25 protein-coding genes and 3 tRNA genes are annotated in these 24,347 nt (G+C 38.7%); 15 read left to right on the forward strand and 13 right to left on the reverse strand.

Annotated features, from left to right (window positions below):
- Positions 1-13 precede the first annotated feature (13 nt).
- From B3H30_RS10160 to B3H30_RS10175, 4 genes are read right to left on the reverse strand one after another with little or no spacing between them, the layout of a single operon-like run.
- Positions 14-1,444 carry a serine hydrolase domain-containing protein gene (locus tag B3H30_RS10160; protein WP_070567821.1) on the reverse strand — a complete coding sequence of 477 codons (1,431 nt, stop codon included), beginning with the start codon at positions 1,442-1,444 and terminating at the stop codon, positions 14-16.
- A 31-nt stretch (positions 1,445-1,475) separates the two neighbouring features.
- Positions 1,476-2,216 carry a LytR/AlgR family response regulator transcription factor gene (locus B3H30_RS10165; protein WP_070567819.1) on the reverse strand — a complete coding sequence of 247 codons (741 nt, stop codon included), beginning with the start codon at positions 2,214-2,216 and terminating at the stop codon, positions 1,476-1,478.
- Positions 2,209-3,255 (reverse strand): sensor histidine kinase, encoded by a 1,047-nt coding sequence (locus B3H30_RS10170; protein WP_070567817.1) that lies wholly within the window; start codon positions 3,253-3,255, stop codon positions 2,209-2,211. Before B3H30_RS10170 ends, B3H30_RS10165 begins: the two co-directional genes overlap by 8 nt.
- Positions 3,256-3,258: 3 nt before the next feature.
- On the reverse strand, positions 3,259-4,140 hold the full coding sequence (locus tag B3H30_RS10175; RefSeq protein WP_083296035.1) for a LiaF transmembrane domain-containing protein: 882 nt from the start codon (positions 4,138-4,140) through the stop codon (positions 3,259-3,261).
- Between the two features lie 267 nt (positions 4,141-4,407).
- Between B3H30_RS10175 and B3H30_RS10180 the strand changes: the two genes are divergently transcribed.
- Entirely contained in the window at positions 4,408-4,743 is a 336-nt protein-coding gene (locus B3H30_RS10180; protein ID WP_070567815.1) for a DUF3276 family protein, read from the forward strand.
- Positions 4,744-4,848: 105 nt separating this feature from the next.
- Here the strand turns inward: B3H30_RS10180 and B3H30_RS10185 are convergent, their stop codons facing one another.
- On the reverse strand, positions 4,849-5,682 hold the full coding sequence (locus tag B3H30_RS10185) for an alpha/beta fold hydrolase (RefSeq protein ID WP_070567813.1): 834 nt from the start codon (positions 5,680-5,682) through the stop codon (positions 4,849-4,851).
- Positions 5,683-5,869: 187 nt separating this feature from the next.
- Between B3H30_RS10185 and B3H30_RS10190 the strand changes: the two genes are divergently transcribed.
- The 9 genes from B3H30_RS10190 (at position 5,870) to eno (ending at position 11,996) form a co-directional block, all read left to right on the forward strand.
- Positions 5,870-5,943: transfer RNA gene (locus B3H30_RS10190), tRNA-Arg, on the forward strand.
- A gap of 27 nt (positions 5,944-5,970) precedes the next feature.
- A tRNA-Arg gene (locus B3H30_RS10195) sits at positions 5,971-6,044 on the forward strand.
- 172 nt (positions 6,045-6,216) lie between these two features.
- Positions 6,217-6,290 (forward strand) — tRNA-Arg (locus B3H30_RS10200).
- 74 nt (positions 6,291-6,364) lie between these two features.
- Positions 6,365-6,934, forward strand: a complete 570-nt coding sequence (locus B3H30_RS10205; protein WP_046675448.1) for an adenylate kinase — start codon at positions 6,365-6,367, stop codon at positions 6,932-6,934.
- A gap of 36 nt (positions 6,935-6,970) precedes the next feature.
- Positions 6,971-7,969, forward strand: a complete 999-nt coding sequence (gene obgE, locus B3H30_RS10210; protein ID WP_070567811.1) for a GTPase ObgE — start codon at positions 6,971-6,973, stop codon at positions 7,967-7,969.
- A gap of 522 nt (positions 7,970-8,491) precedes the next feature.
- Positions 8,492-8,848 (forward strand): TM2 domain-containing protein, encoded by a 357-nt coding sequence (locus tag B3H30_RS10215; protein ID WP_046675450.1) that lies wholly within the window; start codon positions 8,492-8,494, stop codon positions 8,846-8,848.
- Positions 8,848-9,159 carry a DUF2752 domain-containing protein gene (locus B3H30_RS10220; protein WP_115050671.1) on the forward strand — a complete coding sequence of 104 codons (312 nt, stop codon included), beginning with the start codon at positions 8,848-8,850 and terminating at the stop codon, positions 9,157-9,159. Before B3H30_RS10215 ends, B3H30_RS10220 begins: the two co-directional genes overlap by 1 nt.
- Positions 9,160-9,387: 228 nt before the next feature.
- Complete coding sequence (gene carA, locus B3H30_RS10225) at positions 9,388-10,488, forward strand: glutamine-hydrolyzing carbamoyl-phosphate synthase small subunit (protein WP_070567807.1); 1,101 nt, start codon at positions 9,388-9,390, stop codon at positions 10,486-10,488.
- A 212-nt stretch (positions 10,489-10,700) separates the two neighbouring features.
- Positions 10,701-11,996, forward strand: a complete 1,296-nt coding sequence (gene eno / locus B3H30_RS10230; protein WP_070567805.1) for a phosphopyruvate hydratase — start codon at positions 10,701-10,703, stop codon at positions 11,994-11,996.
- A gap of 121 nt (positions 11,997-12,117) precedes the next feature.
- Here eno and B3H30_RS10235 read toward each other — a convergent pair whose 3' ends face one another.
- From B3H30_RS10235 to B3H30_RS10245, 3 genes are read right to left on the reverse strand one after another with little or no spacing between them, the layout of a single operon-like run.
- Positions 12,118-13,005, reverse strand: a complete 888-nt coding sequence (locus B3H30_RS10235) for a DUF72 domain-containing protein (RefSeq protein ID WP_070567803.1) — start codon at positions 13,003-13,005, stop codon at positions 12,118-12,120.
- Between the two features lies 1 nt (position 13,006).
- Positions 13,007-14,197 carry an MFS transporter gene (locus B3H30_RS10240; RefSeq protein WP_070567801.1) on the reverse strand — a complete coding sequence of 397 codons (1,191 nt, stop codon included), beginning with the start codon at positions 14,195-14,197 and terminating at the stop codon, positions 13,007-13,009.
- Between the two features lie 6 nt (positions 14,198-14,203).
- The gene (locus B3H30_RS10245; protein WP_070567799.1) at positions 14,204-14,845 is read right to left on the reverse strand and encodes a YceH family protein; all 642 of its coding nucleotides are present in this window, start codon (positions 14,843-14,845) and stop codon (positions 14,204-14,206) included.
- A gap of 157 nt (positions 14,846-15,002) precedes the next feature.
- On the opposite strand from B3H30_RS10245, the gene B3H30_RS10250 reads away from it, so the two are divergent.
- Genes B3H30_RS10250 through B3H30_RS10260 form a run of 3 tightly spaced genes read left to right on the forward strand, consistent with a single transcriptional unit; the run spans position 15,003 to position 18,077 of the window.
- Positions 15,003-15,908, forward strand: coding sequence for a histone deacetylase family protein (locus B3H30_RS10250; protein WP_070567797.1), 906 nt, complete (start codon positions 15,003-15,005; stop codon positions 15,906-15,908).
- Between the two features lie 10 nt (positions 15,909-15,918).
- Positions 15,919-16,977, forward strand: a complete 1,059-nt coding sequence (locus tag B3H30_RS10255) for a nucleoid-associated protein (protein WP_070567795.1) — start codon at positions 15,919-15,921, stop codon at positions 16,975-16,977.
- A gap of 20 nt (positions 16,978-16,997) precedes the next feature.
- Complete coding sequence (locus B3H30_RS10260; RefSeq protein ID WP_070567793.1) at positions 16,998-18,077, forward strand: DUF3810 domain-containing protein; 1,080 nt, start codon at positions 16,998-17,000, stop codon at positions 18,075-18,077.
- A gap of 66 nt (positions 18,078-18,143) precedes the next feature.
- On the opposite strand, the gene B3H30_RS10265 is transcribed toward B3H30_RS10260, so the two are convergent.
- The gene (locus B3H30_RS10265; protein ID WP_046675459.1) at positions 18,144-18,779 is read right to left on the reverse strand and encodes a hypothetical protein; all 636 of its coding nucleotides are present in this window, start codon (positions 18,777-18,779) and stop codon (positions 18,144-18,146) included.
- A gap of 57 nt (positions 18,780-18,836) precedes the next feature.
- The gene (lpxB, locus tag B3H30_RS10270; protein ID WP_070567791.1) at positions 18,837-19,952 is read right to left on the reverse strand and encodes a lipid-A-disaccharide synthase; all 1,116 of its coding nucleotides are present in this window, start codon (positions 19,950-19,952) and stop codon (positions 18,837-18,839) included.
- Between the two features lie 231 nt (positions 19,953-20,183).
- Here lpxB and B3H30_RS10275 point away from each other — a divergent pair, with 231 nt between their 5' ends.
- Positions 20,184-20,489: an FtsB family cell division protein gene (locus tag B3H30_RS10275; protein ID WP_070567789.1), complete on the forward strand. Its 306-nt coding sequence runs from the start codon at positions 20,184-20,186 to the stop codon at positions 20,487-20,489.
- 86 nt (positions 20,490-20,575) lie between these two features.
- Here the strand turns inward: B3H30_RS10275 and B3H30_RS10280 are convergent, their stop codons facing one another.
- Complete coding sequence (locus B3H30_RS10280) at positions 20,576-21,286, reverse strand: DUF4397 domain-containing protein (protein WP_070567787.1); 711 nt, start codon at positions 21,284-21,286, stop codon at positions 20,576-20,578.
- A 326-nt stretch (positions 21,287-21,612) separates the two neighbouring features.
- On the opposite strand from B3H30_RS10280, the gene B3H30_RS10285 reads away from it, so the two are divergent.
- Positions 21,613-21,981 (forward strand): YkvA family protein, encoded by a 369-nt coding sequence (locus B3H30_RS10285; protein ID WP_053003880.1) that lies wholly within the window; start codon positions 21,613-21,615, stop codon positions 21,979-21,981.
- A gap of 54 nt (positions 21,982-22,035) precedes the next feature.
- Here B3H30_RS10285 and purH read toward each other — a convergent pair whose 3' ends face one another.
- Complete coding sequence (purH, locus tag B3H30_RS10290) at positions 22,036-23,562, reverse strand: bifunctional phosphoribosylaminoimidazolecarboxamide formyltransferase/IMP cyclohydrolase (protein WP_070567785.1); 1,527 nt, start codon at positions 23,560-23,562, stop codon at positions 22,036-22,038.
- Between the two features lie 122 nt (positions 23,563-23,684).
- Positions 23,685-24,323 (reverse strand): uridine kinase family protein, encoded by a 639-nt coding sequence (locus B3H30_RS10295; RefSeq protein ID WP_046675464.1) that lies wholly within the window; start codon positions 24,321-24,323, stop codon positions 23,685-23,687.
- Between the last annotated feature and the right edge of the window lie 24 nt (positions 24,324-24,347).

The raw sequence follows: 24,347 nt of genomic DNA on the forward strand, positions 1-24,347 counted from the left end.
TATTTTTTGAACTTTATTTTTTACGGAGTATGTAATCTAAAATAGCTTTACCCTTATCATCGGCAGAGATGGCAGAATTGGACAAGATGATAACGCCACTTTTTTTATCGGGCGATAAGGCTAGATAGGAGCTGCTTCCGGCAGTTCCGCCATTGTGCCAATAGACCGTTAGGTCGTCAATCAGGTTCATATGCCATGCGAGTCCCAAGTCGGTGTCTGGAGGCAGAAAAAAAGTAAACAATCTGGTGTTTGCCATGGCGTTTTCAAATGGGGTCTGCGGCATCTTGAATTGCGCATTCGCAAATTTAAGCAGATCCTCAAGAGTCGATTTTAATCCGCCAGCGGGACCAAAAGCGTCAAACGACCAGGGAATTACTTCTTGACCATCTTTGTTGTATACTTTAAAGGTATCTTTTCTTTTAGGATCCAATACCTGAAAGGTATTACTCATTTCGAGTGGCTTGCAGATGATGTCTTTTACGAGCTGATCATAGCTTTTTTTATAGATACTGCATATAATGTCTCCTAATACGGCGTAGCCAAGGTTGCTGTACTCATACTCTTCACCTGGTTTCTTGTTATTTTTAAAGCTTGCGAGGAAACTATAAAGTGCTTTTTTATCGTATGTTTTGTAAGGATCGTTTTCGTTAAATCCTTTGACTTTGTCGAGATTGTCAGGAAGTCTTGGTAAGCCAGAGGTATGATTGGCCAACATTTGAAACGTTATTTTTGAAAGTTCTTCATTTTTCTTGAGTGTATCAGGAAGAAATAGCGCAATAGGCTGATCTAAGGTTATCGTTCCTTCTTCGACAAGATTTGACAAAAGTATAGCGGTAAAAACTTTACTTAACGAACCAATTTCATAGGTAGACGTTTTTGTAGGCGCTGTTTGGTTGCCTTTGGCAGTCTCACCATAGAAATAGCTTTTTGTTTGTCCATTCTTTAGAATGCCAATTGCAAGTGATTGCGTATTTTGTTGTTTCAAATAAGCATTTGCAACAGAATCGACAAAAAGGTCGTCATTATCGACTGATTTCTGTGTGGCAGGTACCACAATAGTTTTTTCCACTTGAGGCTTGATTGCCAGAGGAGTGAATTTTAATGTATTGAATTTTAAGGTTGTGTCCGTTGCAAAAAGAACCTCATACGATTGGCTGTCGAAGTCCATCTGATAGGTTGCAAGTCCTTTTTCAAATTCTTTTATCGTTGAGCTTTTTACTCGTCCTAAGGGATAGAGCTCCTGTAGTACTTGGGTAAATTTGGCTAGGCTAAATTGTTGTTTGAAGGAATCACTGGCCAAATTATAGGCGGAGTCTGTCATCTGGGAATTGATAAAAAATTCCAACTTATTGTAAACTCCTTTATTGATCTGTTCTGCAGGATTCGTTTGGGCAAAGGAGTAAGATGTGATGCCCAGCAATACTATTGTAATAAAATGTTTCATAACGATTGATGGGCACAAATCTACGGAATGTTTAAATTCCAATCAATTGTTTTAATCGGGCATAGCCTGATTTACTGATATTGAGCTTTTCGCCTGATGTCAGTGCAGCAATATACGAATCCTTTTCATAAGGTTCCAATTTGGCCAACTGATCCACTTTAATGATAAAAGATCGGTGTATACGGACAAATTGATTCGGATCCAAAGATTTTTCAAAAAATGCCATTGTTTTATTTTTCAGGTACATGCCATCTTTGGTATGAATTTTAACATAGTCGTCATAAGACTCCAGGTATTTGACGGTATCAATCGGAATAATCTTGATCTGGGTGCCTGTTTTGACAACAATACGGTCGATTTTTGTTTCGTCCTGCGCTGTAAGCACTTCGTAGTTGGGTTGAACTTTTTTCTCAGGTGCGGAGTAGCTTGCTCTGAATTTTTCTAAAGCTTTTTTGAAACGTGTTGGTGATACTGGTTTTAATAGGTAATCCAAGGCGTTCTTTTCGAAAGCTTTCAAGGCGTATTCGTCAAAAGCGGTCGTAAAGATGACCGCCGGAGGGTCGTCAACGAGTTCAAGCATTTCAAATCCGGTCAATTTGGGCATTTGTACGTCCAGAAAAATTAAATCCGGTTCGTGCGTATGGATAGCCTTAACAGCTTCAAAGCCATCACCACATTCCGCCACAATGGATATATCGGCTTCATTTTTTAGGTAACCCGCAATAATGGAGCGTGCAAGGGGTTCATCATCGATAATTACGACTTTAATCATATTGAGGTATTTTTAGGGTGCTAATAAATATGTTGTCCTGAATTTGAGTTTCCAGTAGATCATTTCTTCCATAAAGGAGATATAATCTGCGTTGAATACTCGATAGTCCAAATCCAGTGCCTTTTTTTGGTTTTGACTGTTCTTCGGTATCGAATGGGTTGGTAATCTGGATCAGCAGTTGGCCATCATTCGAATGGCATTTTATTTTAATTTCTACTTGATCCGTTACATTATATAACCCGTGTTTAATCGCATTCTCCACCAGTGGCTGAATAATCATGGCAGGCAATCTATTGTTAAAAATTTCTTCTGAAGAAGAGATGGATGTATTGAGTCGATGACCGAAGCGTACTTTTTCAATATCGAGATAAAGTTGAAGGTGATCGAGTTCTTCTTCAAGTGTGATAATTTGATTATTTTCTTTTCTTAGTGTTCCTCTTAAAAAGTCCGATAGCTGGAACGTCATGTTTCGGGCTTCATCCGGATTGGCGCCAATAAGTGCTATAATGGAATTGAGGCTATTGAAGAGGAAATGAGGCTGTAACTGTTGTCTTAGATTATACAGTTCGGCTTCCCGAAGTAAATTTTCGGATTCCTGCTTCCGTTTGATATTGTTAATATTGTCTTCCTGAATATTCCAGACAATGTTGATAATGGCAACAGAAGTCAAAATGAGGAAGTTAACGATGCCCCGATAAGGTAATGTTAAGTCCAGCAATGGGGTAAAGGTCGATTGGATAAAGTAACTCATCAAGAATCGGCTTAATGCGATGCTTATTGCGCCCATGATTAAACCGATGATGAGTACTTTCCAAATCTCCCGGGGTTGTGGGGTGTAGAAATTGAGTGCTGATGACATGCCATAGCAGCAAAACATCATCACCATACTGTTTATAAATGAATCCTTGAATGCAAGTTGCTGATCAAATCCAGAACGAAGCATCAATAGGTATTGTAATGCAAGATATCCGATAAATACGGATACACAGATAATGCCAATTAGTCGACTTTTAACACTGAGGAACAGCTTGCTTTTCATCTATTAAGCATTTTTTATGGTTAAATTACCTAAAATACAGGTGCCTGTTATATAGATTTTTTTATCTGTATCGGGGTTATAAATCGTTTGGAACCGACGGTCATCGACAGAGCCTAAGACCGAGGCGACGTTACTAAATACTGTCCAATGTGGGGGGATAATTATACGTGCGCTGCCAAACAATTGGAACGTATCGATCACAATTGGCTGCTGAATATCTGCTTTCGTTAAATCTAGCTCTACGCTTCCAAATACATTGGTCAAATTGCCCCCTCTAAAGTTTTTGGAATAAATGACTTTCTTTTGGCCCGCAAAGATGCTGTTCAGATTGAGGTTGTCCTCAAATGACTGGTGAAAGGAACCTTTCTCTTTGTCGCCAAAAGCCTGCTGATTAGGCGAGGCTTGTTGGCTTGAACCGTATTGTTCATTAAATGGTCTTGATTCCTGATCCGTAATGTTGCTCTCAGTTGCGCCCTCTACAGGTACACTGACTCGCTTATCCCAGTCGTAAGAGCCTTGTGGCGGATTAGGGTAAGTTGGGGGAACCATCGGCGGTTTCCTTTTGCTCATGATAAAGTAGATCCCGAGCGAAATGATGATGATAGGGACCGTTACAGAACCAAAGTCTGTACGCATCATTCTTGAAATAAGGCTCGCTCCGCCTATGATCAATAGGATAATTGCCGATTTTTTCTGAAATTGGGAATTTATGCCAATGACCAATCCAATAATGATTAATATCGTTTGCCAGCCAAATAACCAATCCGGAAACCAGCTTCCTAAATTGAGGTTATTCAATAATAAGAATATACCTACGATGATCACAATCGCTCCTACAATATTGCGGCTATTATTGCTGTTTGGTATGATGGGTTCTTTTTCCATAATGTTTTTACTATTTATGACTCAAAGATAGAGGCACAAATATATTCTACATATTTGCTTTAGGTAATACAACTTATATTTTCGGTAAATGTAATGATTTCGTCGGTAAAAAATCTTGTTGTTTAATTTTTATCTAGCCTATGTTAGGAAGGGGAACTGCCATTTTTATGCGTAATTGTCTTTTTTTTTAATATTATTTGGTGTATTAAAATGAATTATTATATATTTATCAAAGATTAAGATTACTTTAAACTTAAATAACAACCAATGGGAGATTTTGAAAACAAAGAACGTGAAGAAGTTTTTTCAAAAAAGGTGAGAGCAGGTAAGCGTACTTATTTTTTTGATGTAAAAGCAACTCGATCGAACGATTACTACATTACTATCACAGAAAGCAAGAAACGCTTTGAGGATGGCCAGTTTATTAAGCATAAGATTTTCTTATATAAAGAAGATTTTGAAAAGTTCGCTGAGGGTTTGACAGATGTAGTTAATTACATCAAGTCTAATCAGGAAGTAATCGAGAAACGTTATGAGCCTAACTTTGATGATGCATACGCTGAAGAAGCGGGTGTTCGGTCAAAAGATGATTTTTCGTTCTAGTATTGTAGAGCGAAATCTGAATGAAAGAAAGAAATAAAAGCCACTGACGTGGCTTTTTTTGTTGTTTTTTATATCCGATGTTGCACTTGGCGACCAAAGTGATGGTTACAATGGTATATTTCGCAGGAAATCATTTAGCACGGCATTGAATTTTTCGGGTTCCTCGAGATTCGGCAAGTGCCCGGATTCTTCAAACTCCATATAGCGGACGTCGGGTATATTTTCGATAAGGATATTTGTTTGTTCTTCGCTCATCATCTTGTCGTGTTTCCCTTTTATAATCAGTGTTGGGATAATAATGGTCTTCAACGAATGGGTTGTATCTGTTCGTGAAGCAAGAGCAAGTTGTGTCGCACAAATGCTGGCGACTTCATTTCTGCGAATACAGCTTTTGATGAGTTCAACAGCTTCGGGGTTTTCACGGATTGTTTTATCGTGAAATACATTCGCGATAAAGCCAATGGCAAACGGTCTTCTGCCATATTTTAATAGCGCCTGAATGGAATCAAAACGCTTTTGTTTGCTTTTGTTGTCGTCGGAAAGGGAATTCGTGTCACAGAGGATAAGTCCTTTGAGTTGTTGGCCGATCAGTTCATAGGTCCTGAGTGCAATGTAGCCGCCCATAGAAATTCCACAAAGGACGACATGATTGAGGTCGAGTTTACGAATAAATTCCACTAGATCTTTGGCAAAAACATCGACGGAGAAAAAACCATGTCCATTGGTGCTTAGTCCATGTCCGCGAACATCAATGGCGATGCCTGTATAATCTTCGTCGAGTTGCAGGAGCTGCTGTTTCCACGTGTTTTTGTTGAAGGGAAAACCATGGATGAAAATGACTGTTTTTGGAGCGGGGTATAATTTGCTAGGGCGAATATAATAGGAGATACTGATATCTCCGATGCGAATTTTACTGAGTTTTAATTCTCTTTTGCTCATGAATGCTAACATTTGTCCGTGTCTGAAAAAAAAAGTTGATATTTTAAATATAATATTATCAACGAGATAAAAGAAATGTTGTTGTATAAAGTTTAAAAAAGAGAAAAAATGTTTGTTAAATCGATAAATATAACGATATTTGCATCACCAAAACGGAAAAGGATAACAGATTTGTTTTGGTTGCCTAGCGCTCCTAGCTCAATTGGATAGAGCATCTGACTACGAATCAGAAGGTTAGGGGTTCGACTCCCTTGGTGCGCACGAATACAGGTTCTGTATCTTAAAAAGGCATTCCTAGCTCAATTGGATAGAGCATCTGACTACGAATCAGAAGGTTAGGGGTTCGACTCCCTTGGAGTGCACAAAGAAAAGCCAGTCAATTTGATTGGCTTTTTTGTTTTTAGTAACGTTGTTGCAAAGCTGTCGATGGTAAAGGGAACTTCTTTTTGAAAAAAAATTTGTAAAAAAACGAATTCTGACTATATTTGCGTCACCAAAACACATGGGACAGAGTTCTAAACGTAATGGTTTATTGCGCTCCTAGCTCAATTGGATAGAGCATCTGACTACGGATCAGAAGGTTAGGGGTTCGACTCCCTTGGAGCGCACAACTGAAAAGCCTAGTCATCATCTGTGATTAGGCTTTTATTTTTTAACTCGTTTTAATTTCTTAAATAAAACTATGCTAAACCTTGTAATATTTGGCCCTCCGGGTGCAGGTAAGGGAACCCAATCTGCAAAGCTTATTGAAAAATATCAATTGGTTCATGTTTCAACTGGTGATATTTTTAGAGCACACATTAAAGGTCAAACGCCACTTGGTCAACAAGTGAGCCAGATTATTGCTGAGGGAAATTTAGTGCCAGATTCGATTACGATAGCAATGCTGGAAGAGGAAGTAAAGAAAAATCCGGATGCAAAAGGATTTATTTTTGATGGATTTCCTCGTACTGTTGCTCAAGCTGAAGCATTGGATGCTTTTTTAGAAGGTATCAATACATCAATCTCGGTCGTAATCGCACTGGATGTGAATGAGGATGAATTAAAAGCACGCATCGCTAAACGTAAGGAAATTTCTGGTCGTGCGGATGATGATGCGGATAAATTGGTGAAGCGTATCGATGAATATTTCACAAAGACGATTCATGTGTTGCCGTATTACGAGGCACAAGGCAAGCTTTCTAAAGTGAATGGTATCGGCGATATCGATTCTATCTTTAAAAGTTTGACTGATATCATCGATAATTATTAATTAAGATAAGTATTTTCTAGACTGTAATAAATTGTAATGGCGCAAGGTTCGAATTTTGTTGATTATGTGAAAGTGTGTTGTCGTTCTGGACATGGTGGGGCAGGTTCGGCTCATTTGCACCGTGACAAGCACACCGCTACTGGTGGACCCGATGGTGGTGACGGCGGTCGTGGCGGACATATTATACTGAAAGGAACGACTAATCTCTGGACGTTACTCCATTTAAAATATCGTAAACATATTATCGCGTCAAACGGTGAGTCTGGCGGTAGTTCTTTGCGTACCGGGGCAACCGGACGTGATGAGATCTTGGAAGTGCCACTGGGTACGATTGCAAAGGATGCGGAGACGGGAGAGGTATTGTTCGATATCACAGAAGACGGTGAAACCAGAATATTGGTTCCGGGTGGAAAAGGCGGGCTGGGCAATTGGCATTTTAAGTCGCCGACACAACAGACACCACGGTTTTCGCAACCTGGTCTTCCGGGGAAAGAGCAGTGGATGATTCTCGAATTGAAGGTTCTTGCTGATGTTGGATTGGTGGGATTCCCGAATGCAGGTAAATCAACGTTGTTGTCCGTGGTCTCTGCTGCGAAACCAGAAATCGCGAATTACCCCTTTACAACACTGGTGCCTAATTTGGGTATGGTAAGCTACCGGGATAACCGTTCTTTTGTTATGGCCGATATTCCGGGTATTATCGAAGGGGCTTCGGAAGGAAAGGGATTAGGGTATCGTTTCTTGCGGCATATCGAACGAAATTCTGTTTTGTTGTTTATGGTGCCGGCCGATACAGATCGGACAATCCGGGAGGAGTACGCCATTCTATTGAATGAACTGACTGCATATAATCCCGAGTTGGCAGATAAACCTAAATTGCTGGCTATTACCAAGTCTGATATGCTCGATGATGAGCTGGAGAAGGAAATGGAGCTGGAGCTGCCGGAAAATGTACCCTATATTTTCATTTCGTCGGTGACCGGTAAAAATATATTGCCATTGAAAGATATGATCTGGAAAGCAATTAACTCTTAAGTTTAAATACATAAACAGAAAAGGCGCCCNNGGGCGCCTTTTCTGTTTATGTTAATTACGAATTTCTATCCTTAAACTTTCATTGCCCCCAGTTTTAGTGGTAACGGCAACTGGCTGATTTAAGAAACGCATTACAACTGACTCATTCAGCCACCAACTTATCCCTAATCCCAATTTTCAATCAGTTTTTAGTCAGTATTTATTCACTGTTTATTCAGTCTTCACTGAGCAAACACTGAACAAGCACTGAACGAACACTGAACAAGCACTGTTAAAAAGACGAATTTGATTCCTCCGTATTTCTAATTTTCTGCAACTAAAAATTAAAAGAAAAAAGCTGCGATTACGAAGCAAAAAGATCGCTGTTCTGTAGTAATAGGTCATTTTAACGGGAAGATGAACTAGCGCACAGCATAGTGCTCCAAAAAATGTATGTTTTTTAAGTTTTTTTATTAATTTCAACCTATTATTTAATCCCTGATGGACGACTGTTTTTCAGTTCCATCGCCAAACTAAATCTAAATGAAAACAGAAGACGAAAAGTATTGTGTAGAGTGCGGTAAGTTAATCAATATCAAGGCGGAGGTGTGCCCATTTTGTGGTGTGAGACAGCCTATTTTTTATGCTAACCAACCTTTTCAACAGCAAAACAACACCTTTCAGGATGACAGGTGGTTACCAGCACTGTTATTTTGTTTTTTTCTCGGCCCTTTTGGAGCGCATCGATTCTACTTGGGGCAAATTGGTACTGCTGTTATTCAGCTGCTTACCTTGGGGGGATGTGGTATCTGGTATCTAATCGATTTGATTATGATTATTGTCGGAAAATATAAAGATGCCAACGGTAATTATATCAAGAGTCCAATTAACAATAATTAATGATTTCGCTCGTCCTGAAATACCTTAAATGTCATTGGATATATTCGTTGGTGCTAGGGTATTTCGGGATTGCCATTGGCTTGTATCTTTTTACAGATATCCATATCCTTATTCCCTGTCTTTGGAAGAGTATCAGTGGTTCTGATTGTCCCGGTTGTGGGTTAACAAGAGCCTTTATCGCCTTGCTGCGGATGGAATGGCAAGAAGCTTGGTTAGAAAACCCGCTGATTTATATGCTTGTCCCATTATTGACTGTGCTGATTTTGAGGGACTTTATTCGGTTTCGGGAAGTCCAATCAATGGAAGGATAAAAAAATAAAAAATGTTTTCACTTTATAAGTGATATGTCGTAACTTTGTCTCCCGTGAAAATTAAAGTAGAGTCTTTACTGGTAGGTGCCTTAGGAAACGGTTTGTCAATCGTAATGATGCATTGTTAATTGATATTTAGCCCATTTGAGGGCTTTTTTTATATCCAGTCAAGAAGGCTTTAAAATTCATAAAAGTAAGGATACACATTTTTATAATATTACATCGATAATGACCAACTACAGCAAATTGCCTGCAATTTTAGTTTTAGAAGATGGTACAGTTTATCACGGTAAAGCCGCTGGTAAAATTGGTACGACTACTGGGGAGATCTGTTTTAATACAGGAACAACTGGTTATCAAGAGATTTTTACAGATCCATCTTATTTTGGACAAATCATGGTAACGACCAATGCGCATATTGGTAACTATGGTATTGATGCGGATGATACCGAATCAAATCAAATTCAGATTGCTGGATTAGTTTGTAAAAACTATAACATCAACTACAGCCGCAAAATGGCTGATGAATCGATCCAAAGCTACTTTGAGGAAGGAAATTTAGTTGGTATTTCTGATGTGGATACCCGTTCATTAGTGCGACATATTCGTGATAAGGGGGCGATGAATGCGATTATTTCTTCAGAAACATTGGATGTTGAAGAATTAAAACGTCAATTGGCGGAGGTTCCTTCAATGGATGGTCTGGAATTGTCTTCGAAAGTAACGACAGCTGAGCCTTATTTCTTCGGTAAAGAAAATGCTTCGTTGCGTGTTGCAGTTTTGGATTTGGGAATCAAGAAAAATATCTTGCGCAATTTTGAGGCTCGTGATGTATATACAAAGGTTTTTCCTGCGAAGACAACATTTGAAGAAATGGAGCAGTGGAATCCGGATGGTTATTTCATTTCCAATGGTCCTGGCGATCCAGCACCGATGGATTATGCTATCGAGACTGTAAAAGCTATTTTAAACGCAAATAAACCGATGTTTGGTATTTGCTTAGGTCACCAGATTTTAGCATTGGCAAATGGCATCCGCACAAGCAAGTTGCATAATGGACACCGTGGTATCAACCACCCCGTGAAGAACATTATCGCCAACCGCTGTGAAATTACGTCGCAGAACCACGGTTTTGGAGTTGTGGCTGAAGATATCCAAAATTCTGAGAACGTCGAAATTACACATGTTAATTTGAATGATCAGTCTATTGAAGGTATCCGTATCAAAGGACAGAAAGCATTTTCGGTGCAATATCACCCAGAATCATCACCGGGTCCGCATGACTCGCGCTATTTGTTTGATGATTTTGTAGCAATGATCAAAAACTAAATCGCACAATATTCTATAAAAAACCCTTCAGATTTTGAAGGGTTTTTTATTGTTTTTAGTTGAACAGTTATGCCGATGGAGCATATTTTATTTCATAATAAATAGGGGAATAAATACATTTTTTATTATATTTGATTGTGAAAAATGTCTGTAGATAAGAGTGTGTCTTATCTACACTAAGTAATGAAAATAAATTATAGTCTAATAAAGAGATGAGTTTAATTATCGATGTTCATGCGCGTCAAATTTTGGATTCGCGCGGTAACCCTACAATTGAGGTAGATGTTACTACACAAAATGGTTTTGTTGGTCGTGCAGCTGTTCCTTCAGGTGCTTCAACTGGTATTCACGAAGCAATAGAATTACGTGATGGTGACAAGTCAAAATATCTAGGAAAAGGTGTTTTGAAAGCTGTTGAGAATGTAAACACTAAAATTGCAAAAGCGCTAGAAGGTGTAGATGTTTTCGAGCAAAATGCCATCGATAAAATCATGATTGATTTAGACGGTAGCGAAAATAAAGGAAACTTAGGCGCAAATGCTATTTTAGGAGTTTCTTTAGCTGTAGCGAAAGCTGCTGCACAAGAGTCACGTCAACCATTATACCGTTATATCGGTGGTGTAAATGCGAACACGTTACCTATTCCTATGATGAATATCATCAATGGTGGTTCGCACTCTGATGCACCTATCGCATTTCAGGAATTTATGATCATGCCTGTGGGTGCGCCTTCATTCTCTGAGGCTTTGCGTTGGGGTACTGAGGTTTTCCATACGTTGAAAAAAATCTTACATGACAGAGGTCTTTCAACTGCAGTAGGTGATGAAGGTGGTTTCGCGCCAACTTTTGAAGGTACTGAGGATGCTATCGAAACAGTTTTGAAAGCGATTGAAATTGCCGGTTACAAACCTGGTCAAGATGTTTGTTTAGCGTTGGATTGTGCTTCTTCTGAGTTCTACAAAGATGGTAAATACGATTATACTAAATTTGAAGGTGATAAAGGAGCTGTGCGTTCTAGCGAAGAGCAAGCAAGCTATTTGGCTGAATTAACAGCTAAATACCCTATTATTTCTATAGAAGATGGTATGGCTGAAGATGATTGGGCTGGTTGGAAAACATTGACTGACAAAATCGGTGACCATGTTCAATTAGTAGGTGATGATCTTTTTGTTACCAATACAAAACGTCTTCAACAAGGAATCGATACTCATACAGCAAACTCAATTTTAGTGAAAGTAAACCAAATTGGTTCATTGACTGAAACAATCAATGCGGTTACTTTAGCTCAAAATTCTGGTTACACTTCTGTGATGTCACACCGTTCGGGCGAGACTGAAGATGCGACTATCGCTGACTTAGCTGTAGCACTGAACTGCGGTCAGATTAAAACTGGTTCTGCTTCACGTTCTGATCGTATGGCTAAATACAACCAATTGTTACGCATTGAGGAGGAATTGGGTGGTAATGCACGTTTCATCGGTAAAAACTTTAAATACGCTAAAAAATAAGCGAAAGCTTATTTTTTATATAAAAAGCCGAAGTATTTTCTACTTCGGCTTTTTTTGTGGGCAAAATATGCTGAATGATTTTTTCTATAGTTGGCTTTAGCACCGGAACTGATATCATGTCTTAGAATAATGTATTTCCTGTGTTTTTGTTGGGATAGGTTAGATCCAAGTCGAATGTTGTATTCAGTTTTTTGATAAAATGTGTTGCCAGTAATGGCGATTCTATCTCAATATTCTGGTGGATAAAGAAATACAGTTTTTGCAACCCGTTTTCGCGCCATAGTTTCAGCACATCGATCCATTGATCTAGGCGATCGTAATCTGACGCGTGGTTGGCACCTACATACCGTATAAAAGCAGTCGGTGTGGTTAAGCGCATATGGAGCATGTCTCTACGGCCTGCGGTATCGACCAGTACGTTGGTCACGTTGGTTTCCTCCAGCAGCGCATAGAGTTCTTTTGTTACTTCGGGTTTGGAAAACCAATCTTTATTTCGTACCTCTAAGGCTAGAGGGACTTCTTTTGGCCAGTCATGAAGAAATAGTTTTAGACGGGCCATATCCTTTGGACTATAATTGTCGTGCATCTGTAAAAAGGCCATTCCCAGTTTCTCATCGAAATGAACAATGGAATCCGTAAACAACTTCACTTTATCACCCGTATTTAATAATCTGCTAAAATGGCTGATGGATTGTGGGATTTTTGGGAAGAACTTGAAGTTGGAAGGTGTTTTCTTTTTCCAGGTTTCTACCTGGTCTATGCCGGGCGAATTGTAGAATGTGGCATTGAGTTCAATGCTGTTAAATTGCGTGGAGTAATAAGCAAGTTCGTCTTTTGTACCTCTGGGGTAAAAGCCTTTTAAATCTTGTTTATTCCATTTTGCACAGCCTACAAATACCTCAAAAGATTGATCGTTTTTGAAATGCTGTAATAGGGTTAAGGTTTCCGGTGGAGTAGGAGGAAGGGTAAAATCGATTTCCTCCGGATGTTCAACTTGGCCGAATTTCATATTAGTTTTTTCTTAATTTATAATCAAATAATAGATGAGCCAACAGTGCCAATACCGTATAACATGTGCCTACGACAATAACACCGGGCCATTGGAAGTGTTGCCATGCTTGTGCAGCAAAAAAAGTGCCTGTTGATCCGCCAATAAAATAACTGACCATATATACGGTGTTTAGTCGGTTGTTGGCCCCGAGGTTCAGCGCATAGAAATCGCTTTGATTTAGGATGTGCATCGACTGTAGACCAAGATCAATGAGAATAACACCAAGAATGAGACCCCAATAGGTATAGCCAAAGAGGGTAAATAATAACCAGCTGAATAACATCAATAAGATCGCATATAAGATGATTTTTGCTTTGCCTATATAAATGGTTAGTTTATTGACAAAAGCAGCGGCAAGCGCACCACAGGCACCTACGAGACCAAAGGCTCCTGCAGTTGCGGGGCCATCAAAAAAAGGTGGGGCCGAAAGATGGAAAACAAGCGTTGTAAAAAAAGCGGAAAAAGCCCCAAATCCCATGGCTCCGCGAAATGCAGCCAACTGTAATACAGGTTGTTTTCTGGCAAAGTTCCAGACTGATCGCATCAATTCCTGGTAAGAACCTTTAAAATTAGGCAGCACCTCTGGTAGCTTGATTGCTATGGCGATGGCTGTAATGACCATAATTGCTGAGGCTATCCAGTACATTTCGCGCCATCCGAAATAGGAGCCGACAAACCCGCTTACAACTCTAGATAGTAATATACCGAACAGCAGGCCCGACATGACCATTCCGATCGCTGAAGCCTGCTTTTCTTTGCTCGCAAGCTCAGCGGCCATGGGCACAAAAACCTGCGGAATAACGGAGGTGAAACCTATCAGAAAGCTGAATAGCAGGATCGATAGGATAGAAGTGGACATGGCCATACCGACTAAAGAAAAAATAATGAAAAAGAAATCGATCAAGATCATTTTTTTTCGCTTAAACATATCCCCTAAGGGGACGATCAGTAACAGGCCAAAGGCATATCCGATCTGCGTTAACATGGCCGAATTACTGACCATGGCCTCGTCAATATGTAGGTCTTTGGCAATCAGGTCCAATAGTGGTTGATTGTAATAATTATTGGCGACAACCAAGCCTGTGGCGATGGTCATCAGCCACAAGGTTGCTTTGGATATTTCGTTTTCGGAATCTATTGTTTGCGACATGAGCGACTAATGTAATTCATCCCAGAGATCCTGAAATTTCTGTTTCAATGCTGCAACTTCCTGTTCCAATTGTCCAATTCGTTCGAGTAAGGTCTGGTCGTTCGAGGAGCTGCCTGCAGGAACGCTATTTTCATACGCTTCCAGGTTGATATCTCCTAATAAATGAATATAGCGAACTTCTTTATGCCCTATTTGTTTAGGCAGGGACTTCAAGTAGCCTTCTTGTGCCAATTTTTCCAATTGTTCATTGATTTCGCCCAATGATTCAAATTCATAAAGTCTTCCAGAGTTTGAATTAATTTCCCCGGCGGTCATTGGTCCTCTGAGTAGTAATAAGCAAACAATGGTTAATTCGGAAGGAACCAGTGGAAATTGTATGGCAAAATTGTGTTTATACTTTGTTACGCGAGATCCTCCGCCAACAACTGTCGAGATTAAGCCCTTTTTCTTTAATATATCCAATGTAGCGATAATATCTTCTTCTGTATATTGTACAACCGGTTTGCGGGAAGTCTTTTGATTACAAGCAGCTTGTAAGCTGTTGATTGTCATTGGATAATATTCTGGGGTTACTTTTGATTTTTCGATTAGTGAGCCTAGTACACGTTGTTCCATGGCAGACAATTGGGGCAAATGAGTTGTTTCCATTTATCTTGAAGAATATAAATTTATGATTGAATACAAGTATGCTGTTATGCAACGTAACATTGGCTTGCAGTTTGTTCCTTCTCAAAGATGCCCTTTTTCTCCTACAACTCCAAAAGATCTTTTTCTTATCTTCGCATGAGTAATAGAAGATTTTAAGGTGCTTAAGATAGCTTTTCGTCAAGAATTTGTCCATCCCGTCAAAGAGGGGCATCGATTTCCGATGCTGAAATACGAGTTGATTCCTTTACAGTTAAAACATGAAGGGCTGGCAGATGAGTCAAGTTTTTTCAGTCCTGAACTAGCAAGCTTTGAGACATGCTGTTTGGTCCATGATCCAGTGTATGTAAAGCAGTTGTTTGAGCTTACTTTGGATTCGAAAATGATCCGTAGAATAGGTTTTCCATTAAGTCAAAGCCTTGTTGATCGGGAGCGATATATCTTAGATGGGACGATCCGAAGCGCCGCATATGCACTTGAGTATGGTGTTGCTTTTACCATTGCAGGGGGGACACATCATGCCGGTTATGATTTTGGTGAAGGCTTTTGCCTGATGAACGATCAAGCGACTGCCGCCGGGTACCTGTTGAAGCATAACTATGCAGGTCGTATCCTTATTATTGATCTGGATGTACACCAAGGAAATGGTACTGCGCATATTTTTGAAGGACATAATCAGGTGTTTACCTTTTCAATGCATGGCGAGAAAAACTATCCCTTTGTCAAACAGCGTTCCCATTTGGATATCGGCTTGGAAGATCAGGTTACTGATGCGGAATATCTCACTTTATTGGAAGAAAATTTGGTTGATGTGTTCCGGAAATTTGAGCCTGATTTCGTTTTCTATCAGGCTGGAGTAGATATTTTACAAACAGATAAGCTGGGGAAATTGAATTTAAGCAGCAGTACCTGCCGTCGAAGAGATGAATTGGTCTTTCATATGTGCCATAAACACCATATCCCTATTCAGGTAAGTATGGGGGGAGGTTATTCTCCTGAAATTAAAGATATTGTCAATGCACATTGCCAGACTTTTAGAATAGCAATAGATTTATATAATTTATAAGATAAGAAATATGTTTTTTCACCAAGATGCAACTTTTGAAGCGTTATCCATTCATCGTGTAGGCAATAAAGCGCAAGATGAATTTTATATTTTGTCGGATGCCCCGGTATCTCTTGAAGGAGATGAAGTGTTGCCTGGACTATTGATGCAGTATTTTATGAGTCCTTTTGCAAAGGTGAATGAGGTATATCGCTTATATCATCCGAATGGAGAGCTGGAACTGAATGAGATTTTCTATTTTGCAAGACAGTATTTTAAGGAGCAGCTTCCATTTCACGATTTTTCCCAACAAATTTCAAAACACCTTTATGAGGTATCCAGCCATCCAAAAATTAAAGCTGGGGAGGTGTACGTAGTTGCCTTAAAGAATGTACAGATCGAAGGGGAAGAACATGATGCCATTGGTATATTCAAATCGGAGAATAAAGAGACTTATTTGAAAGTATATCCGGAGCAAGGTGCTTTTATGTTGGAATATGAGCAGGAGGCGATCAATATCAATAAACTGGACAAAGGCTGTATTATTATCAATGTAGAAGAAGAAGAAGGTTATAAGGTGCTGGTTCTCGATCAGACAAACCGTCAACAGGAGGCAGTATACTGGAAAGATGAGTTTCTACAGCTGCGCGTGCGTAACGATAACTTCAATCAAACAGGGAATTATCTAAAAGTCTATAAGAACTTTGTTCAGGAAAAACTAGATGAGACATTTGAACTGGAGAAAGCGGACAAAATTGATTTGATGAACAAATCCATGAATTACTTTAAGGAAAAAGAAACTTTTGTCCAAGAAGAATTTGAGGAGGAAGTACTGGGCAATCCGCAGGCTATTGCTTTATTTCAGGACTTTAAAGCTGGTTTTGAAGACGAATTTGACTCCCCATTTCAGGCAAGTTTTGAAATAGCAGATAAAGCGGTGAAAAAAATGGAATCTTCTTATAAGTCTGTTTTAAAGCTGGATAAGAATTTTCATATCTATGTTCATGGCAAACGTGAATATCTTGAGAAGGGGTACGATGAGGATAAAGGCATGAATTATTACAAGGTCTATTTTGAGAACGAAAGTTAATCGTTTTATAGCTTATTTGAATGGAGAAACGCGATAAAATAGCTGTTTTCACGGTAGTATTACTTCTGATTGGAATTTTTATTTTCTCCTTGGTTGAGCAACATAGCCAATGGATTGAGGCGTTTTATGCACGCGGGTTTTACCGTTCCTATAGTCATGTGCCAAGATTTATTTTTGGGTATGTTCCCTTTAGTTTAGGTGATCTATTTTATGTCCTAGTCGTTGCATTTCTACTCTATTCAATTGCTAAATTAATCGGAAATTTATGGAAAGGAAGATGGAAAAGTTCTTTTCGTTCGGTTTTGACTATGATCAATTTGGTATTAGGTCTCTATTTTTTCTTTTACCTATCATGGGGTATGAATTACTATCGTGAACCAATCAGTATAAATGCCAATTTGAAAGTTGATAGCTTAAAGTTAGCGGATTATCTCGTGGTTTTGAATGGGTTTTTGGACAGTACAAATAATCTGCGGGAACATGTGAATCCATCCGAATGGGAAGAGCATAAAGAAACTATTCAAAGGGATTTGAATACATGGGTACAACAGGATACGGCTTTTGCAGATTTCCTGTCAAGAGGTCAAATTAGGGCAAAATCACCCATAAATAGCAGGATAGTTTCTTTTTTTGGTGTCTCAGGTTATTTTAATCCGTTCACTCATGAAGCACATGTTAATAAAGCCATGCCGGTAACCTTTTTACCTTTTACTACAGTGCATGAACTTGCGCATCAACAGGGAATTGGTTTTGAAGACGAGGCGAATTTTATCGCTTTTGCTCGCTTACAGCGACATCCACAGATCTTTTACCGATATTCGGCTTATCTACAGACCACACTGTATATGTTACGTGAACTGCAGGTTATGTATCCTGATTTAGGAAAAGATTACAAGGGAAGATTAAGCGTGAAAGTATGGAAAGACGTGGAAAAAGAAAAGCAGTTTTGGAGTCAATACACAGGTTGGGTCGACGATGTGATGGGATTGTTTTATAATCAATACCTCAAGCACAACAATCAACAGGAAGGCATAGCACGATACGATCGGATGACACGGTTGGTGTTGGCCTATGAGCTTAAAAGAAGAGGCTGTAGATAATAATGAGCCCATTAAAAAAGGCGTATTAGAGAATAATACGCCTTTTTTATGGATTAAGGAATTTTGTTATTGTGTTGAAATTAGTTCAAATGTACCTTCAGTTCCGGCACTGCCCGAATAAATTTGCCCTTGAGGCAAGCCTCTCAATCCGGTGGGAGCGGTTTTAATCCGATCATAGATGTTTCTCAAGTCCGTGTTTGCATTGACAGCCCGCCCACCTGCTGCAACATCTCCATAAATATAATTAGGCGCTTTTTTATTTGTTGTCTGAGGTTTAAGGCTACCAGTTGTTAAATTGACTTTAATTTTTCCTCCGTTACCATTCGGAAAAGTTTTGGTGCCATTAAAAGCGTCATCTCCCTTTGCAATGATATAAAGAGAACCTAATTTTTGAAAATTAGCATTGATGTCAAAATTTGCACCATTATTCTTTCCATCTGTTCCATAGATGGTTGCTTTATTTCCAATTTCAGCATAACCAATTGTTAGCTTGACATTTTTCTTACCATAGAACGAAAGGGTAGAATTGTCTTTCATGATTAAGGTATCGATGTGCATGACAACAGTAGAGTCTCTATTATCGATATTTTTTTTCGCTTTTTTGCCAATTTCCAGTTTAGAAATATGTTGTGTTTCTTGTGCTTTCCCAGTGAAGGTCATTGCAAAGCAAAGAAAAAAGCCTAGAATAAATTTAAATTTCATAAAACTTTTAATTAATTGTAACTAACTAGTAGTTTGACAAATAAAAGGTAAAAGAGTTTAAAATTTAGCGAGATATTTTACAATTAATTTGGCAGTTTTCTCTGATGCGCCAGGAGAACCTAGCTTTTCGGCTAAAATATCATAGTTTTCCATCACACTTGCACGGTGAGCTTTGTTATTGATAAGTTCACCTACTTCATAGGAGATATCGTATGCCGTGCATTCGTCTTGAATCAATTCCCGTACTGATAAGAAATTGTTAATTAGATTGACTAGTGAGATAAATTTAACCTTGATGACTAATTTGGCAATCCATACCGATATTGGGTTAGCTTTATAAACGACAACCTGAGGTACTTTCAAGATACCTGTTTCGAGTGTAGCCGTTCCACTCGTTACGACTGCGGCTTCTGCGTTATGGAGAATGTCGTAGGTTTGATTGAAGATTACGGGAATATCAATACCTTTAAAAAATTGCTTGTAGTAGGCTTCATCAAAATTAGGCGCACCGGCAATGACAAATTGATGTCCAGGAAAGAAAAATGGAAGTTCGGCCATGATGGGAAGGAGGTTGGCAATTTCCATTTCGCGGCTTCCGGGTAAAAGGGCGATCAAGGGTTTTTCTGAAAATCCATGCTGCTCCCTGAACTTTGGGTTGAATTGATAGGCTGAAATCGCATCCAACAGCGGGTTTCCAACGTAATCAACGGGCATGCGCCACTTTTTATAAAAATCTACCTCAAAAGGCAGAATACAAAACATATGGCCGACAATCCGTTTGATTTTCTTTACGCGGCCTTGATTCCAGGCCCACACTTTAGGGGAAATATAATAACATGTTTTGATGCCATTTTTTTTTGCAAAATCAGCAATTTTCAAATTGAAGCCAGGGAAATCTATAAGAATGACGGTATCCGGTTTTTCTTTCAATAGATCATTTTTAACAAGTTTGAGATTCCTAGATATCTTGGGCAGATTTTTTAAAACCTCTATAAAGCCCATAAAGGCCATTTCTGAAGTATGTATCAGCGCTTTTTTTCCCGCCTCTGCTTGCATGAGATTGCCCCCTACGATTTGGAAAGTCGCATCGGGGTCTTCAATTTTTAATGCTTTAATAAGATTGGCACCATGTAAGTCTCCTGAAGTTTCACCTGCAATAAGATAGTATTTCATATGTCAATGATTTTATTCTTTATGATCTTATGAGATATCTTTTTTTCGTTAAAACTGCGTTTAGTCTTAACCATGGATATTTCATTCAAATGATCGTTTTTGAACTGTTAAAGATAAGATTATTCTAGGTATATGATGAATTCGAGCATATTATTCCATATCTTTAATTAAAGATGTTCAAGTTTTGAAGAAAATATCCGAAGTATAAAAGGTAAATAGTAATTTTGTCTTATGCAACGATTGTGGTCCTTAATAAGAAATAAGTATTTGTTAGCCGCTTTGGCTTTTCTCGTGTGGATGTTGTTTTTTGATCGAAATGACTTTGCCACGCAGTATAGTTATCAAAAGCAGAAAGCGAATTTGGAAAGTGAACGCTCCTTCTACCTTAAGGAAAATGCGGCTATCATTAAAACAATAAACGATATTCGATCAAATCCGCAGGAAGTACAACGTATTGCACGTGAGAAGTATAAGATGAAAAAAGATAATGAAGATATTTATGTGATTACTAAAGTAGCACCTAAAGAGAATCATTAAGATCTACGATATGATATAAAATGAGAAACAACGGCCATCATGTTTACATGACGGCCGTTGTTATATAGTATATAGATATGGGTATTTTAATTTGCGGCTTGGGCTACTAGACCAATATATAAAGGTTTCTTTTCATCATTAGCCTTGCCTATGAGTATTAATGAATAATAATAACCTTCAACCAATTTAATGTCGCTACGTGTTGCGATAGTTTTTCCGGCTTTATCACGAGCGGTGACAGTGAATGTGCCACTCTTTTGAGCAATAAATCCCTGATGGGCACTTGCTGAATTTTGTGTTTCTTGTGCTCTATTGGTCCATTCTGAGGGGGAAGCCTGATCGCCTATTTTCAGGGTAACTAAATCTGTACCTTCAGCAAGATTAAAGAAGCGTAAACCAGACTCTGTATTTTTGATGTCTTTATTGATTCGATCTGTTGTGATCACCTGTACGGGTTTGGCTTTAGTTCCAAATAAAAAGGATGTATAGATGGTGCTATCTTTGATTGTTACAGTTGTATCCGTTAATTTCGTGTTATATTCAGCGGAGACTGCAATTCTACGTGCTCCTGTAAATAGCCCAATTTGAGCATAACTCTTGAATCCCAATGGATAATTAGGGTTTTGAAGCGGGCCGCCGTCTGCAAAATATATAACTGCATTGGCATCCGTGTATCCATTAACCATGGTAAGCAATGCGGCAGGAATTGGCTGGTCATCGTTATCTTTTAGACAGCTTGTTAAAAAGAATGCCGCTAAAGCAATAGCAATAAAATTAAATAATCTATAGTTTTTCATAACCGTGTAATATTAAAATTTGTTTTTGTGACTCACATTGCGCTTGTGTTGTCTATTATACGGAGATGACTGACACTTTGCTACAGCGATTTGTAAAAATAATAAAAATCCATATTCAGACCTCGTTTTTTATTCCGATGACCGTTGTAAATGAATATATAGAGTAGTTGGTTGGACCGACAGCGGATCAATAAGGGTTTCTAGGCAAAATTTAGTCGGTGTGAGGGGAGGGATTTGGTTATGTCCGCTGCGCATTCTGATTCTGGTTCGTGTTTGGTTTAGCGCGAGGATTTGGATTGTTAAACTAGTAATCCTAATTTTGAAGTATGAACAATAGAATCAAAAGAATTGCGAAGGGAATGTTTGAGCAGTTTAGGCATCGTAAAATTACGGAATCTGAATTTGTACAGGCGGAGGCAAAAGCGAGGAATCTAGGAGGCTATATGGACGACTTCAACGTATTAATTGCGATGTGTAAGGACACCATTACGGGGAAGTATAAAATGGACAAATGGAATTTATCGATTATTATTGGAACGATACTTTATGTGGTTTCGCCAATTGATGCAATTCCCGATTTTATTCTCGTGGGCGGGTGGATCGATGATGTGGCCATTGTGGGTTATGCGATTCGCAAACTCAGCGCTGAGATGGAACAGTACAAGCGTTCAAAGTTTCCTGTCGAAACGAGATAAATAAAAAAAGCTACTTTTCTAAAGTAGCTTTTTTTATTTATTATTGAAGTTCAATTAGTGCTTAAAGTGTCTAACACCTGTTGTCACCATGGAAATTCCTTTTTCATTGGCCATATCAATTGATAATTGATCTTTAATTGAACCACCAGGTTGTAACACGGTTGCTATTCCAGCTTCCGAAGCAATCTCCACACAATCAGGGAAAGGGAAGAAGGCATCAGATGCCATTGCACAGCCTTTAAGGTCAAAACCGAAAGAAATTGCCTTCTCAATAGCTTGTTTCAATGCATCTACTCGAGACGTTTGCCCTACGCCTGAAGCAAACAAAGTACCATTTTTAGCAAATACGATTGTATTTGACTTGGTGTGTTTTACAATTTTGTTCGCAAAATAAAGATCCTCCAGTTGTTCTGCAGTTGGCTCTACTTGTGTTACCGTAACCATTTGTTCAGGTCCTTCAATCGTATTGTCTTTATCTTGAAGAATGACGCCATTCAATAAAGTTTTGAACTGTTGGCCAGGTAATGTAACCTCTTTACGAACCAAAATAATTCTGTTTTTCTTTGCGGTAAGTATATTGATCGCTTCTTCAGAATAAGAAGGTGCAATCAACACTTCGAAGAATAATTTATTAATCTCTTCAGCTGTTGCAGCATCAACTTGACCATTCGTTATTAAGACTCCACCGAAAGCTGAAACAGGATCACATGCTAAAGCATCTAACCAAGCTTGTTTGATTGTTGACCGTGAGGCAACTCCACAAGCATTTGTGTGTTTTAAGATCGCGAATGTAGGCTCTGTGAACTCATCAATCAAAGCAACGGCAGCATCAACGTCAACCAAATTGTTGTAAGATAGCTCTTTACCGTTCAATTTGTCAAACATCTTATCTAAGTCGCCGAAGAAAATACCTTTTTGGTGCGGGTTTTCACCATAGCGCAACACCTGCGCTTTTTGCTCAGATTGTTTAAAAACCTGAAGCGGATTTTCTTGATTGAAATAGTTGAAGATTGCCGTATCGTAATGCGAGGATGTATTGAATGCACGTTTAGCAAATTCTTTACGTTGTTCCAACGACGTATTACCTTCTTGGTTTGCTAGTATTTCTTCCAATTCTTTGTAATCATTTTTGGAAGAGATAATAACCACATCGTTAAAGTTTTTAGCGGCAGCGCGTATCAATGAAATTCCACCGATATCTATTTTCTCGATAATATCTTGTTCCGATGCACCGGAAGCAACAGTTTCTTCAAAAGGATACAAATCCACAATAACCAAATCGATCTCAGGTATTTCATACTGAGCAAGCTGTTGTTGATCCGACTCAAGCGGGCGGCGCGCCAAGATACCGCCAAATACTTTTGGATGCAATGTTTTTACACGGCCTCCTAAAATAGAAGGGTAGCTGGTGAGGTCTTCAACTGGAACAACATCTATACCTAAATCTTTGATAAATGTTTCTGTTCCACCAGTGGAATAGAAGGTAACACCGTATTTGTTTAATAATTCAACTAAAGGAGCGAGGCCGTCTTTATAATAGACTGAAACCAATGCATTTTTAATCTTTACAGGATGGTTCATTATGATGGATTTGTTTCGTGGCGCAAAGATAGGTATTTAAAATCTTGATATCAATAAATCAAGTACTTTAAATAGAAAGGAGAATCTGTTTACGAGATTCTCCTTTCTAGATTGTTTTAATTTTATACCAAATTGAGCTTTAATTTTAGCTCTTCAGAAATTTGGTTGGTGATTTCCCAGATTGGCTCTGGTTCATCGGTATTGTTAAATATGACCTGATCGCAAGTGTCCTGATACGGCAGTAGGTACTCGTTGTAGGAGGGTAGAACATGGTTTACCCATTTGTACATGACATCATCTTCAAAGTATCCCCGTTCAACCAGATCACGGTGTAAGCGTCGTCTTAACGCGATATCCTGATCAGCGCTTAAAAATATCTTATGATTGATTAAATTATTTATCTCTGTATAATAGAAAATGAATAGACCTTCAATAATTAAAATAGGTGCCGGTTTAATCTCTAATATTTTGGGTGTTAATGAAGGGTTGTTAAATGTATACTCTTCCTTATATATTGTCTCACCGTTAAAGAGAGCCTTGATATCTTTATAAAAAGCATCTCTGTCGATTGATGTCGGAATATCGAAGTTATAGAGCCTGTTTTCCTCCTGAGTTTTAGTATTGGCAGGGATGTAATAATCATCTTGGGAAATTAAGGTCACCTCATGTGGGTTAAAATGTTTTAAAAAGCTATTTAAAAAAAAAGTCTTCCCAGAACCACTACTTCCGGCAATTCCTATGACATACGGTTTGTTATTCATTCTTACTATGCTATAAAAGCTATC

The sequence above is a fragment of the Sphingobacterium sp. UBA7038 genome (assembly GCF_002494055.1).
Taxonomy (GTDB): Bacteria; Bacteroidota; Bacteroidia; order Sphingobacteriales; family Sphingobacteriaceae; genus Sphingobacterium; species Sphingobacterium multivorum.